At 31.2% G+C, this 14,937-nt stretch carries 15 protein-coding genes; 3 read left to right on the forward strand and 12 right to left on the reverse strand.

Going from position 1 to position 14,937, the window contains the following annotated elements; translation table 11 throughout:
* The first annotated feature begins 58 nt into the window (after window positions 1-58).
* Complete coding sequence (locus tag B5E48_RS14060; RefSeq protein ID WP_143747004.1) at window positions 59-130, forward strand: IS3 family transposase; 72 nt, start codon at window positions 59-61, stop codon at window positions 128-130.
* A 39-nt stretch (window positions 131-169) separates the two neighbouring features.
* On the opposite strand, the gene B5E48_RS02725 is transcribed toward B5E48_RS14060, so the two are convergent.
* The 8 genes from B5E48_RS02725 to B5E48_RS02760 all read right to left on the reverse strand — a co-directional run bounded on the left by B5E48_RS02725 (window position 170) and on the right by B5E48_RS02760 (window position 6,994).
* Complete coding sequence (locus B5E48_RS02725) at window positions 170-679, reverse strand: Gx transporter family protein (RefSeq protein ID WP_087245814.1); 510 nt, start codon at window positions 677-679, stop codon at window positions 170-172.
* Entirely contained in the window at window positions 676-1,452 is a 777-nt protein-coding gene (locus B5E48_RS02730) for an HD domain-containing protein (protein WP_087296696.1), read from the reverse strand. The genes B5E48_RS02725 and B5E48_RS02730 overlap by 4 nt, the downstream gene beginning before the upstream one ends.
* Entirely contained in the window at window positions 1,445-2,197 is a 753-nt protein-coding gene (gene aroD / locus B5E48_RS02735) for a type I 3-dehydroquinate dehydratase (protein WP_087304009.1), read from the reverse strand. Before aroD ends, B5E48_RS02730 begins: the two co-directional genes overlap by 8 nt.
* A complete protein-coding gene (locus B5E48_RS02740) occupies window positions 2,160-2,888 on the reverse strand; it encodes an alpha/beta fold hydrolase (protein WP_087304010.1) in 729 nt (242 codons plus the stop codon). Before B5E48_RS02740 ends, aroD begins: the two co-directional genes overlap by 38 nt.
* 140 nt (window positions 2,889-3,028) lie before the next feature.
* Window positions 3,029-3,361: a DNA-directed RNA polymerase subunit delta gene (gene rpoE / locus B5E48_RS02745; protein ID WP_087245822.1), complete on the reverse strand. Its 333-nt coding sequence runs from the start codon at window positions 3,359-3,361 to the stop codon at window positions 3,029-3,031.
* Window positions 3,362-3,370: 9 nt separating this feature from the next.
* On the reverse strand, window positions 3,371-5,032 hold the full coding sequence (gene argS, locus B5E48_RS02750) for an arginine--tRNA ligase (RefSeq protein WP_087245823.1): 1,662 nt from the start codon (window positions 5,030-5,032) through the stop codon (window positions 3,371-3,373).
* A 65-nt stretch (window positions 5,033-5,097) separates the two neighbouring features.
* Complete coding sequence (cls, locus tag B5E48_RS02755) at window positions 5,098-6,603, reverse strand: cardiolipin synthase (protein WP_087304011.1); 1,506 nt, start codon at window positions 6,601-6,603, stop codon at window positions 5,098-5,100.
* Entirely contained in the window at window positions 6,590-6,994 is a 405-nt protein-coding gene (locus tag B5E48_RS02760; protein WP_087304012.1) for a DUF1934 family protein, read from the reverse strand. Before B5E48_RS02760 ends, cls begins: the two co-directional genes overlap by 14 nt.
* 133 nt (window positions 6,995-7,127) lie before the next feature.
* Between B5E48_RS02760 and B5E48_RS02765 the strand changes: the two genes are divergently transcribed.
* A complete protein-coding gene (locus tag B5E48_RS02765) occupies window positions 7,128-8,999 on the forward strand; it encodes a transglycosylase domain-containing protein (RefSeq protein ID WP_087304013.1) in 1,872 nt (623 codons plus the stop codon).
* A gap of 298 nt (window positions 9,000-9,297) precedes the next feature.
* Window positions 9,298-11,871: a cation-translocating P-type ATPase gene (locus tag B5E48_RS02770; protein WP_087304014.1), complete on the forward strand. Its 2,574-nt coding sequence runs from the start codon at window positions 9,298-9,300 to the stop codon at window positions 11,869-11,871.
* A 29-nt stretch (window positions 11,872-11,900) separates the two neighbouring features.
* On the opposite strand, the gene B5E48_RS02775 is transcribed toward B5E48_RS02770, so the two are convergent.
* The 4 genes from B5E48_RS02775 to B5E48_RS02790 all read right to left on the reverse strand — a co-directional run bounded on the left by B5E48_RS02775 (window position 11,901) and on the right by B5E48_RS02790 (window position 14,652).
* Window positions 11,901-12,251 (reverse strand): molecular chaperone Hsp90, encoded by a 351-nt coding sequence (locus B5E48_RS02775; protein ID WP_087304015.1) that lies wholly within the window; start codon window positions 12,249-12,251, stop codon window positions 11,901-11,903.
* Window positions 12,252-12,348: 97 nt separating this feature from the next.
* A complete protein-coding gene (locus B5E48_RS02780; protein WP_087304016.1) occupies window positions 12,349-12,756 on the reverse strand; it encodes a hypothetical protein in 408 nt (135 codons plus the stop codon).
* Window positions 12,757-12,788: 32 nt separating this feature from the next.
* Window positions 12,789-13,892, reverse strand: a complete 1,104-nt coding sequence (locus B5E48_RS02785; RefSeq protein WP_087304017.1) for a metallophosphoesterase — start codon at window positions 13,890-13,892, stop codon at window positions 12,789-12,791.
* 55 nt (window positions 13,893-13,947) lie between these two features.
* On the reverse strand, window positions 13,948-14,652 hold the full coding sequence (locus B5E48_RS02790) for an N-acetylglucosamine kinase (protein ID WP_158097251.1): 705 nt from the start codon (window positions 14,650-14,652) through the stop codon (window positions 13,948-13,950).
* Between the last annotated feature and the right edge of the window lie 285 nt (window positions 14,653-14,937).

Raw genomic sequence — 14,937 nt, forward strand, 5'->3', positions numbered from 1 at the left:
TCCATTTTTATAATATTATTCAACTTATTATTTTCAAGATAACATCGAATTATTATATATGTCAAGGTACAAGAAATTAAAAGGATTAACTCCTGTTCAGTACAGGAATCAATCCTTATTAACTGCTTAAAACAAAATTTAAATAAGTGTCCAACAAATTGGATTCACTTTATTGAAATTGTTCCTTTTTAACACGTTTTAAAATCTCAATTGCAACAAGTCCTGTTAAAATTCCTGTTGGAATAGATGTGATAAGTAATGGTAAAACATAAACCATGATACCCGCAAATGAAAATATAAAAGCAACAACAGCGACTTGTCCAATATTATGAAAGATAGCTGACACAATAGATGTAGAAACCATTGGTAGTTTTACAAATTTATAAATAATAGCTAAAGCTAAACTGCTTAAAAAAACACCACCACAACTAATAAAGAATGGATTCTGCATAAAAATACCTGTTAATAAACTAGAAACCAGAACTCTAAATATATTCACAATAAACATTTCTTTAATACCATAAAGATGAATAACGACTAAAGAAATAATATTAGCTAGCCCTAGCTTTGCACCAACTGGCAAAGGAACAGGAATTGCTGCTTCTACTGTATGTAAGACAATCGCAATCGCACTTAACAGGGCTAAATAAACCATTTTTCTTGTTTTTTTATGATTCATACTGCACTCCTTTTTTGTATATAATCTAAAGCAATCTGCTTTAAAGTTTGATATTGTTTATTCACTTTAAAATCTACAGGATTTAAACGTTGAAATGAGCGTTCAACCCAATGGTTGTCTTGAATATATTGAATACTTTCTTGAAAATACAAATCAAAAATAAAAGCAATATAAGATAACCACATATCAATATGTGTGTGTCGATCAGGAGCATAAATCAACTGTTGCTGTGAAAACTGTTGATAAATTTTTTCAGAAATCTGCTCATGATTCACCTCATCTAAAGATACATATAATATATTCTCTATTTTTTCTTCTTCTTTTACTCTAAAATTATCTAATTTATCTGCATCTCTTATTAAATGAATAAATAATAATGTTTTCTCATCAAAACCATCTTCTACCTGATAACGATTATGCTGTTCAATAGCGTGCTTAATAATATCATCATATTGATCATCCTCAATAAACTCTCTAATAAGCCCTTCATCAAACAGCAACTGACTAGAAAATAAGGCATGATCAATTGTTTTATGATCAGCAAAGCTTTGATATCTCATCCATTGTTCAAAACGTCCAATATCATGAAGCAAAGCAATGAGTGAAGCTAAATCACTATCTTCTTTTGACAAATGGAGCTTATGACACAAATATTCACTACACTCCATAACTTTATAAGTATGAATGATTTTTAAACGAATAGATGGAATTGTGGAATCATAATGACTGATATATTTTTGAAAAGCCTTTTGAGCCTTTAGTAAATCAATCATGATGAATCACCTCCAAAAGTCTCTGTAAATCTTCTACCTCCATTTGACCTGGGGCAGACGCTTGATTCACACTGGCAAATGTCATGGCAGAACCTGTTAATTCTCCGACAATTCTTGAAATTTTCCCTATTGATCCCATAGACATTGTGACAATAGGTCGAGAAAGTCTGTGTGACATCTCCATTGTTATATTTAATAAGTCGATCACATCTTGATAACGATGTGGCATAACAGCTATTTTACATAGATCTGCACCGAGAATTTCCATATTCTCTAAATATTGTTTCATTTCCTGAATCTTTGGTGTCTGTTCAAAATCATGATATGACATCAGAACTTTCACATGATTTTGATGTGCTATATCAACCATTTGACAAACCAACACATTGCCACTCATCAATTCTACATCAATCATATCAATACATTGACTTTGACATGCTGTTTTGACAAGTGCAAGATATGCTTCATCACTTAATTGGATTTGTCCCCCTTCTCTAGCAGAACGATATGTCAATAACAGTGGTTTTTCAGTTTGATTTCTAATTTGCATCAGTAAATCCTGGACTTTTTGTAAATCATGAATATCCTGATAAAAATCAATACGTAATTCTATAATATCAAATAGATAGGACTGTAAAAACTGAATCTGTTTCAATATAGAAGATGTTGTTGTTTCTACAACAGGAATACAAACTTTAGGTTTTCCTTCACCTATCTTCAATTGTCGAACTTGACATACACTCATAATTCTCCTCCTGATGACATGCTTCTAGAAACAAAGAAATTTCTTTTACTGTTTCCTGAAATGCATCTCTTAATAAAAAATGATTGCCATGTTGAATAATTTTCACAATTCCATAAGGTAATGAATCCCCTATATGGTTTGTATCTTTTGCATCAATCATATCAAATTCTCCTGCTAAAACCAAAACAGGAACATGAATCTGTTGAAGTTGTTTATACTCAATTTGAGGCTGTGTTAACATTAATTTATATAATCGAAATGTTAATCTGGCTTTCTTTTGATAAATAGAAAAAATAGCTAGACATATCATTTGTAAATAAAAAGTCAAACGATAAAATCTTTTGATATAACGTGGTTTGGTATTCGCACCAATAGATATAATATGCTTTAAACTTGAATCCTGCATTCCTAACATAAGTGAAACAATACCACCATCACTAAATCCTATCACATCGTATGCAGCAATGTTTAATTCATCCATAACCGCCATAACATCTTGACACATCTGCTGGTATGAGAGTTCCCCTGCATGAACACTTCGCCCATGATAACGAGAATCTATACATATACATTGATATTGTTTTGATAAGAGATTGACTGCCTGATCAAAAATATGATGATCTTCGCCATTACCATGTAAAAATACTACAGGAAATCCCTGTCCAGTCACTTGATAATAAATGTCTTTCATTTTGGTTCACCTTTTTCATTATAATCATTTTTCCTGTTTGAGTAAAACACTTTCTTTTTAAATATATAAAATCCTGAAAACTCTATTTCAATAACCTCATTAATAAAAAACAAATCACTTCAATGTGATTTGCTTTTTTATTAATTATAATCATCTTCAATTAAACCATCATCAGAATCTTCTTCAGATGCATCTTCTTCATCATCAGCATAAATATCATTCATATCAATATGCACTTCATCAAATTTATGACGACTTCTTAAATCCCAGCGATTTTCACCTACTGTAATAAAACGTCCATCTAAAGTAATGTTTGTATAAAATAAAGATTCATTTTCATCTTTATCTTCTTGATTAAATCCTTTGATTTCAGAAACTTCCTGCCATAATTTATAAAAATCAACTGGCTTTTTTTTCTTTGTCATTAAATCAAATGCAACATCTACCATTGAACTTTGTCTATAATCAATCATAATATCCTCCTACATTTTTTCTGGTGCATTCACACCAATTAAATTTAATGCATTTTTTAAAGTAATTTGAGCAGCTTTCACTAAAGCTAATCTTTGTGATGATAAATCAAGATGATTTTCATCAATTACATAACAATCATTATAGAACGAATGAAATAATTGCGCAAGTTTTTGAATATAATTTGCGATTTTATGAGGAGCTCTTTGTTTAGCACTTTCAATCACTTCATCTCTAAATTCATTAATGTGTTTAACCAATTCAATTTCTTTTTCATGAACTAATAATTCATAATGATTGGCAACTTCGATATGAGCCTGCATAGCCTGTCTTTCAATTGAGCACATTCTTGCATGAGCATATTGTGCATAGTAAACAGGATTATCATTTGACTGAGATTTAGCTAAACCTAAATCAAAATCAAATGGTGAGCTTGCTGCTTTAGATGCAAAGAAATAACGTGTTGCATCAACTCCGATATCTTCAATTAAATCTTTGATTGTCACAGCATTACCAGTACGTTTACTCATTTTGACAACTTCACCATTTTCAACCATACGAACCATCTGCATAATATCAATGTTGAGTTGATCTGCATTATAACCTAATGCCTGTATAGCAGCTTTCATACGTTGAATGTAACCATGATGATCTGCACCTAACAAGTCAACAAGATACTGATATCCTCGATCCAACTTATTTAAATGATATGCAATATCAGGAGTCAAATATGTATAGCTTCCATCACTTTTAATTAAAACACGGTCTTTATCATCACCAAATTCAGTAGATTTAAACCATAAAGCCCCTTCACTTTCATAAGTATATCCCTGATCTTTTAACTTTTGAATTGTGGGTTCAATTTTATTATTTTCATATAATGATGTTTCACTAAACCAGACATCATGTTGAACTCTAAATTCCTTTAAAATATCTTTGATTTTCTGTAATTCATGTTCTGTCCCAATTTTTCTAAAATAAGCAATGGCTTCTTCTTTAGGAATATTTAAGAATTTATCACCAAATTCTTCTTTCAAATTTTCAGCAATTTGAATAATATCTGGTCCATGATACCCATCTTCTGGAAGTGAGGCATCTTGTCCAAAAGCCTGTAAATATCTGGCATATAATGATAAAGCTAAATTTGTAATCTGATTACCAGCATCATTAATATAATACTCACTTGTCACATCATAACCAGCAGCTTTCATAATACGACAAATACTATCACCAACCGCAGCTCCTTTCGCATGTCCTAAGTGAAGATCACCTGTTGGATTAGCAGATACGAATTCAATATTATATTTAATCCCTTGACCAAAATCAGAATATCCATAATGATCTTGTTCATCTAAAACATCTTTAATCACTGATGTCATAGCATCTTTCTTTAAAAAGAGATTGATAAAACCAGGTCCAGCTATTTCTACACGTTCAATATGTCCTGCTTCTAAATCTAATGCATCAATAATAGACTTAGCAATCTCTCTTGGATTTCTTCTTAAAACTTTTGTTAATTGCATTGCCATATTTGTAGAATAATCTCCATGAGCTTTATCTTTAGGAATTTCTATTACAATCTGTTCAAGGGGATAATCTTCCACAAATTTTAAATCAATAATTGCTTTTTGTAAGACCTTCTTTAATGAAAGTTCTATTTTATTAACAGCCATAATATCCTCCTTCTTATCATACTTTTAATACAATATCATATTTGACGATATAGTCAACATTTTTTCTACATTAATGGTGCAAATAACCTTAAAAAAGCTTCATATATTCCTCTAAAACGACGACTATCTTTAAGCGTGACTTTTTGACTTAATGCTAATGTTTCTTTAAAATCTTTCGAAATATCTTTAATGACAGATTTTTGGGTCACCATCACATTACATTCAAAATGTAAATACAAGCTACGATAATCAAAATTAATAGTTCCAACGGTTGCTATTCTTTGATCACATAAAACCATTTTAGCATGTAAAAAGCCAGGTTTATATTCATAGAATTCAACCCCTTCTTTCATTAACGAGTAATAATAAGAGCGTGTCACATGATACACATTTCTTTTATCTGGAATCCCAGGAGTAATGACTTGAATGCGCACCCCTTTTCTTCTTGCCAGTAAAAAAGCTTTCATCATTGTTTCATCAATAATAAAATAAGGCGTCATGATAAGAATTTCTTTTTGAGCTTGATTAATAAGATTCAAATATATGTTTTCACCCGTTTCTTCATGGTCAACAGGTGAGTCTCCATAAGCTACTACATATCCATCCTGTTGAATAGGTGGCAATTGATGAGGTTGATACTGTGTATAATCATCATCTTGATGTTTATAGGCATTCCATGTTGATAAAAACATGGTTGTTAAATTCCAGACACCTTGTCCCTCTAAACGAATACCTGTATCTTTCCAATGCCCAAAACGCACTTTCACATTAATGTATTCATCAGCCAGATTAAAACCACCACTATATCCAATATTTCCATCTATAATACAAATTTTACGATGATCTCGATGATTCATCCCGGCAGAAACAAGCGGTATAAAAGGATTAAAGACAACACATTGAATTCCCAGTTGTTCTAACTTTTTTTCAAAATGATAAGGAAGTGTTGTTATACTGCCAACATCATCATAAATAAAACGAACTTCTACACCTTCCTGAACTTTTTGAGCGAGAATTTTTAAAATATTTTCAAACATCAATCCTTCAGATACAATAAAATATTCCATAAATATATATTTTTTAGCCTGACTGATATCTTTCAATAAATCTCCATAACAATAGTCACCTAACGAATAATAGCGACACTTTGTTCTTAAATAAGTTCCATATCCCAAATCAGATAAATAATGAAGCGCATCCTGTTTGGACTCTGTTAGGGTTTTGGAAACATCATCTTCTAATATCGCAACTTGACTGATTTCATCTAAAGCAGGCTGTAAAATTCTACGTATCTTATGAGATGGTTTCTTATTTCCAATCAATAAATATAATAATCCCCCAAACATTGGGAATAATAAAACAACAATAATCCATGATATCTTATAAGAAGGATTTTCATCTTTATTAACTAACCATAAGACAACCATCAAACTGATCAATCGCATCAGATAATGAATCCAAGAATAATGTTCCAATAATTCTCTACCTATAAAAAATACCCATAATATTTGAATCAAGATAAGAAAACCAAACACAAAAATACGATTTAAAAATATTTTAAATATTTTCATGTTCGTCCACCAGACAATAGGCTTTCATTGTAATCATGATATAAACTGTAGAAATTAACCCTTGCTGATCATACAATTCATATTTCAATTTCATGCTATCTTGATTATTTTGAAATTTCAGTAACTTTGTTTTTAAAGCAACTGAACCATAAGGTAATTGATATTGATTCCAAAGTGGTTTTTCTTTATGAAATTTTAAAAGTGAATTTCCATGTTGTAAATGCACTTCCTGATCATCATAAGATATTTGAATATGTCCTTCAGGTGTATCAAAATCAAGACTTGTTTTTTGATCTTGATGAAATAATCCTTTGGCTTTATATTCAATTTTATGCTGATCATGATCTTGCTTAAAAATTGCTTTATAATGAATTTGTTTTGTTTGATACATTTGACATCACCGCCTACATTATAACAAAACCATAACGAGAAAGTCACGTTTTATTTCTTATTCCCATATTTTCCATGAATCATGAATATTATTCATAAATATCGGCAAAAATGAAAAAATGAGGTGATAAGTCATGATCAAATGTATCAAATGGTTAAGAAGAATCATTATTGCTGGTTTTGTATTTATGATAAGTGTCTATTCTATAAGTTATATCATTGAAGCTCCTGATTTGAATGGTGGTCATATTATTAGAATGTATGATCAAAATCAACAACTTTTTTATCAATCCCAACAACAAAGTAATGATGTACAGCTCAAAGATGTTTCACCTTATTTTTTAAAGAGTATTGTGGCTATTGAAGATCATCGTTTTTATGAACATCGTGGTTTTGATCCCGTTGGTATTTTACGTGCTATTAAAGCCAATATCAGTGAAAATGGTCGTGTCGAAGGAGCCAGCACAATATCCCAGCAATATGCCAGATTAATGTTTTTAAATAATGACAAAACATGGTCCAGAAAAATCCAAGAAGCTTTTTTAACTGTTCGTCTAGAAACACATTATAATAAGGATACAATTTTACAAGGTTATATTAATACTGTTTATTTTGGACATGGTATTTATGGTATTCAAAATGCCAGTCTATACTATTTTAATAAACAACCCCGTGATTTAGATTTAAATGAAGCCAGTATGTTGGCTGGAGTGATTAATGGTCCTGAGTATTATTCACCATTTAAAGATATCAAAGCAGCTAAACAAAGACAGAAAATCGTTTTAGATGCAATGGTTCATGAAAAACAGATTACACAACAACAGGCAAATCAGGCTTATCAAAGTGAATTCAAACTCAATCCTCATCCATCTTCTACCATCCAATGTGCTTATCCCTATTATCGTGATACGGTTATAAGTGAGCTAAAAGAGCTTGGCTTTTATAAAGAAGAATATGTCAATCAAGGTTTAAATATACAGACAAGTTTAAATCCCCAAATCCAAGATCAGCTCAATCAGACCATTACCGAACAAATGAAAGATCGAGAGGAATTAGAAGTCTCTAGTCTCATATTAGATAGTCAGACATCTGAAGTCTTAGCATTGGTGGGTGGTAAAGATTATGCGACTTCACAATTCAATCGTGCAACCCAAGCTTCACGTCAGGTTGGTTCTACTATCAAACCATTACTTTATTATATTGCTTTAGAAAATGGTTTTACGCCTATTACCAAATTCAAAAGTGAACCCACTACTTTTCAATTAGAAAATGGAAAAACATATACACCAACCAATTTCAACAAAAAATATGCCAATGATGATGTTACAATGGCACAGGCGATTGCGGTGAGTGATAATATTTATGCAGTGAAAACACATATGTTTTTAGGAGAACAGGCATTAGTGAATACACTTTCTCAATTTGGATATCAACATATTTCTCCTCATCCATCTCTTGCCTTAGGAACTTTAAATACCAATGTTTATGATTTTTCTGCTATTTATACCACACTTGCTCATCAAGGTATTTACAATGATGTTCATACGATTACCAAGATTACAAATAATAATGGTGATGTTTTGTATGAATATAAGCCTCAAAACAAACAGCTTTTAAATAAGGATAGCTGTTTAATGATGAGTCAATTATTAACTGCACCTTTTGAAAAGTCCTTTCAATCCTATACAACACCTACGATGGTTAATTATCCTACAAACACAACATTTGCCACGAAAACTGGTTCAACACCTTATGACTCTTTATGTGCGGGCTATAATCCACAATATACAATTTTAAGCTGGTGTGGCTATGATGATAATCGTGAAATGAATATGACTTCAGATACGAGAATTCCAAAAGTCATTTTCCAGACAATGGCAAACTTTATGCAAAAAGAAGAACTCTGGTATGAGCCATCATCAGAACTCAAAAAAATACCAATCAACCCATTGACTGGAGATTATCAGGAAAATGGACTTGTTTATTGGTTTAAAGATAGTGCATAATCAAAGCCAAATAACCTTTCCATAGTATTGATTTTTATCCATTTATATCTATTTCATGATAAATAACAGTCAACTTTCTTCACAAAAATAATTCAAAGATTTTCTATTTACATATTTTGACGAGTATGTTAATATAATGGCAATGAGGGAGTAGTCTCACAATATGTGTGATGTTATCAACAATCGCGAATAATTTATTATTCTGGTGCATCTTAAAGACAAGACTCGTTAAAGACATATAAATCTTTAGCGAGCTTGTCTTTTTTATTCGTTGAAGATGAAAAATGGAGGAAAAAGTATGTATTATCAAAAAAGTATTGAACAAACATTAAATGATTGTCAGACAACAAAATCGGGTTTATCAACTCAAGAAGCTTTGTCAAGACAAGAAAAGTATGGCAAAAATGAATTGGCTGAAAAGAAAAAAGAAAGTCCTTTCTTGATTTTCTTAAAACAATTTCAAGATTTATTAGTTATTATATTAATTATTGCCGCCATTATCTCTGGATTAAGTGGTCAGCTGGAAAGTACACTTGTTATTGTTGTGGTTATTGTCATTAATGCGATTTTAGGAACAGTTCAAACATTAAAAGCTGAAAAATCATTAGAAAGTTTAAAGAAACTTTCTATTCCTAAAGTCAAAGTTTTACGTGATGGACAATTATGTGAATTAAATTCTAACGAATTAACAATTGGTGATATTGTTCAAATTGAAGCAGGTGATGTTGTCAGTGGTGATGGTCGTATTATTGAATCAGCATCTCTTCAAATTAACGAAAGTGCCTTGACTGGTGAGGTTGATAGTGTTGATAAAATCACTGATACTATTGAACAGGAAGTCATTGTTGGAGATCAGAAAAATATGGCTTTTTCTGGAAGTTTAGTCACAAATGGTACAGGTCGTTATATTGTAACAAGCATTGGAATGAATACTGAAATCGGTAAAATCGCTTCTATGTTAAATGAAGCGAAAGATCGTAAAACACCTTTACAAAAGAGTTTAGATGATTTCAGTGGTAAATTATCTGTTGCGATTATGATTATTTGTTCCTTTGTTTTGGCTTTAAATATTTTCTTAGCTCATGAATCTTTACTTGATGCTTTAATGATTGCTGTTGCCTTAGCTGTAGCTGCTATTCCTGAAGCTTTAAGTTCTATTGTGACAATTGTTTTATCTATGAGTACACAAAAAATGGTTAAAGAAAATGCCATTATTAAAAATTTGAATTCAGTCGAAAGTTTAGGTTGTGTATCTGTTATCTGTAGTGATAAAACAGGAACTTTAACACAAAACAAAATGACACCTCAAACAATCTATTTAAATAACAAATTATTAGAAATTGATGATTTAGATAGTCATCATCATGATCACAATGTTTTATTAAAAGCATGTTTATTATGTAATAATGCTGTGATTAATGGAGAACAAAGAATTGGAGATCCAACTGAATTAGCTTTAATTGATTTGGTTCATCTTCATACACAAAATGATCCAGAATTTGAAAATACTGCTATTCGTCAAAACGAATTACCATTTGATTCAGATCGTAAATTAATGAGTGTTTCTTCTTTAAATCATTTATATACAAAAGGAGCACCAGATGTTATTTTACAAAGATGTACATCTATCCTTATCAATGGACAAAAAGAAACACTAACAGAACGTTATAAAAACGAAATCCTTCAACAAAATCAAAATTATGCGAATGAAGGATTACGTGTCTTAGGTTTTGCATATAAAGATTTAGATAGTCATGATATTCAATTAGATGATGAAAACAATCTAACATTTGTTGGTCTTGTTTCCTTAATGGATCCGCCAAGACCAGAAAGTGCTGATGCCGTTGCGAAATGTAAAATGGCAGGTATTAAGCCTATTATGATTACGGGTGACCATGTTGTGACTGCCAGAAGCATTGCGAAAAAGATTGGTATTTATGAAGATGGTGACTTATCTATTGATGGTCAACAATTAAATCAAATGAGTGATGAAGAATTAGATGAAAAATTAACACACATCAGTGTTTATGCACGTGTTGCTCCTGAACATAAGATTCGTATTGTCAAAGCCTGGCAAAAACGCGGAGATATTGTAGCCATGACTGGTGATGGTGTCAACGATGCTCCAGCACTTAAACAAAGTGATATTGGAGTTGCTATGGGAATTACGGGTACTGAAGTTTCTAAAGATGCTGCGAATATGATATTAACAGATGATAACTTCTCTACTATTGTCAAAGCTGTTATTACTGGACGTAATGTTTACCGTAATATCAAAAACTCTATCAATTATTTATTATCTGGTAACTTTGCAGGAATTATTTGTGTATTTGTCGCTTCACTTCTTTTATTACCTACACCTTTCTTCCCTGTTCACTTATTATTTATGAATCTTATTACCGACTCTTTACCTGCAATTGCGATTGGTATGGAATCTGGGCGTAATGATGTTTTAAAAGAAAAACCACGTAAAGCTGATGATTCTATTCTTAACAAATCAACTTTCTTCCAAATCAGTTATGAAGGTATTGTTATTGCTATTTGTACAATGTGTGCATACTTAACTGGATTAAAAGGAGATCCTTTAACAGCTTCTACAATGGCCTTTGCAACAATCTGTTTAGCTCGTTTATTACATGGTTTCAATTGTCGTAGTTCTCAACCACTATCAAAAATTGGTTTCTTTACAAACCGTTCAAGCATTATTGCATTTATTATTGGTTTTGCATTACTACACTTCATCTTATTTGTTCCAGCAATGCATGGATTATTTATGATTCATACAATTTCTATAAATCAACTTCTTGTTATTTATGGATTCGCTCTTTTACCAACAATTATTATTCAAGCGAAAAAAATGTTAACAAAATAAGCAAGCCATTTGGACTTGCTTATTTTTTATTATCCTTCTAATGTCTTGAGAATGTCTTCTACAATAGCACAAGCTGGACAATCACAATATTGAGCTCCCTGTGCTTGGATTTCCTGACTATGACGTACAATTTCTTTGGCTTTACTTTCACCAAAATATATCTGTCCATCCTTTGAACTTGCAAAGGCAATTAAATTGTCAATAGGCATGATATCTTCTTTTAATTCTGTCATATATTGTTGTGTCATCAAAGCTTCATTTTCGCTTCCTATTGATTTTAACCATTTTTCCGCCATTTCTTTTAATTCCTGGCAACAAGTCGGTGTCTTGATTAACTCCTGTGTTTTATGTACCACTTCATCTAATTGTTTTGCATTCATATCTTTTTCCTCCCTTTCTTTTATTCGACACCTTTTTTAAATACAAAACATCTTATAGTGACTCAATCAAATAAATTCATCATCACTCATAAACTTTTTAAAGAAAGGCTTTCAATTCATCTATGTATTTTTGAGAAATTTCCTCAAATTCATCACTATATTGTTTCACCTTTAAATCGACATGATGATCTTTATTCAATAAATGTGCCATTGTCATAACTGACTGATTACTTCCTTCTATTAACATCTTTGCAATTTTAGCATCGTCTGTTAATAATGTTTTGATTTCAATCATTGACTCTAACATCATCTTATTTTTCAAATGATCTTCAGTATGAGAGTCATCACGTGTTATTTTGTTTTTCAAATCTCCATAGGCTTTTCTTTGATGTAAAACGATATCACGTAATTGATCATTTTCAATTTTGTCAATCAAATGATCAATAGCCAGCAAGCCCATGTTTAAACCATTTAACAATTCTTCAATATATATTTCATTATGCATTATATTATCACCTATATAAGTATAAACTCATTTTATAAATTTATACACTTGACATCAATCCAGCCCACTTCTCCTTGATGAATCACATATGCATAATGACTATAGATTCCTATAACTTTCACAAGATCACCTTTTTTGGCTGAAATAAAATAATCAGTATAATCATCTAAACAATATGTCTGATGATGACGCTTATATAAAAACTCGTTTTTTATTTTTAAATATTGTTGCGTTTCCTTTTGATAACACTCACTGAATTCCTCACCTTTTTTGATGACTTCCACTTCAAAGTGTGGATATGCAATTTTATGCTTCTCATTTTGATATATTTCTACATCAGATATAACATGATGATATGGCAAAGGTTGAACATATTCTTGTGAGTAATGAATAACACCATCTTTAGATTCAATAATTAATGCATTTAATTGTGAAATAGATTTGACACCCGTTCCCCCATCAATACAAATGATTTTTTTCTTTTCATCAATGATAATATCATTACATATTTGATTTGGATAATAATTGGATGTAGGTAAATGTCCTACAATAACCATATCATCTAAAAGATGTCCCTGATGGTAAAAATATTTCATTTCCAACAATGAAGATAAAGAACTGTTTTTATAATCTTTTCTTTTTTCAATACCTGCATGAACAAATAGAAATTGATTCAACTTTAATGTAACAGGTAAGTGAGATATAAATGCAATTTCATCACGTAAATAATCAGCAATCTGTTTTTGAATACCTAGCATTGTTTCATGCCCCTGATCCAAATGTAAACGATGATAAACTTCACGTATGCAGCCATTGCTGGAAACACGCTTTAAATAACCCTGTATCTGATTTGCCAGTTCAGGTATTGTCAGCAATGCGTCTAATGCCCATTCACAATTTCCCATGAGTACAAAAACACGATCACGTTTAGATAGTTCTTGAACATAATGAATGGTTTCAATAACCTGGTCACCTTTTTCTACAAAATCACCTAAAATAATCAGATAATCTTCAGGTGTGTATTTGACTTTTTTTAAAAGTGCCTGAAATCTATCTAAATGACCATGAATATCACTAATGACTATGATTCTATATTGACCTGTAATCGTTTTTACCAAATGTCTAGGAGTTATCATTTTATCACACTCATTTCTTTATTATTGTAACATAATTCAAAAGAAAAGATACTCTTTATTTTTTGAGTATCTTTTGAGTATACATACACCCTAATAAATATGCTCCATATTCTGGTGGATAAAGCGGTGACTGTAAATAACATGATGTCGTCTGTAATGTTTCTTTTAATGGCTTTAAAATATATTCACCTGCCTGAAAAACGCCTCCTATATAAGATACTGGTACGGCTTGATGAAAATCTCGAGCTAGAACTTTTATCAGTTGACCAAGATAACTTGCGGCATTTTTATAAATCTGCAAAGCATACAGATCATTTTCTAAAGCCAATTCATAATTGATTTTTGCTAAAAGTGCAATATCTTTTCTTTCGTTTTGAAGATGATGACGATATGAAATGATATCATAGTCATTTTCTAATAATAAACTTTCTTTAACTTTATCATACAATTTTGTCTTTTCTAATCTTCCGTCAACTTGTTGACAATATATTTTCATAAGCTCTTTTCCCATCCAATACGCACTACCTTCATCACCTAGCTGATAACCCCAGCCACCACATCTTTTTGTTTGTCCATTCAAGCATGAATAAGCGATGCTGCCTGTTCCTGCAATCACAACAATACCATCCTGATTAGCTAACGCTCCTGCCAAAGCTATTTGAACATCATTATATAAAAGATACGTATAGCCCTTGAAAGCTTCCTGGCAAATATCTTCTATTTGTTTTCTTAAATCTTCCTGATTTCCATATCCAGCCAATCCTGCAATGATTGTTTAGAAGGATCCAATAACATGACATTTTCTTTAAGAATGCATACACTTTCTTGTTTTGACTGTGTCAAAATATGAATGGATCCAGCAGCAATGTCATTAAGTTAAGGACCGAATGACATTCGAGGGTTATATTGCAAATATACCCTCTCTCTTTTTTTATTATTTTTCAAAGAAAAGTATTGACATTGCAACGATAGTGTGCGGCCTATTATCAATTTTTTATTGATAATAGGCCAATTGTTTATAGGTATATCTTGGAGGTACTTGATC

The sequence above is a fragment of the Massilimicrobiota sp. An105 genome, assembly GCF_002161155.1.
Classification (GTDB): Bacteria; Bacillota_I; Bacilli_A; order Erysipelotrichales; family Coprobacillaceae; genus Allocoprobacillus; species Allocoprobacillus merdigallinarum.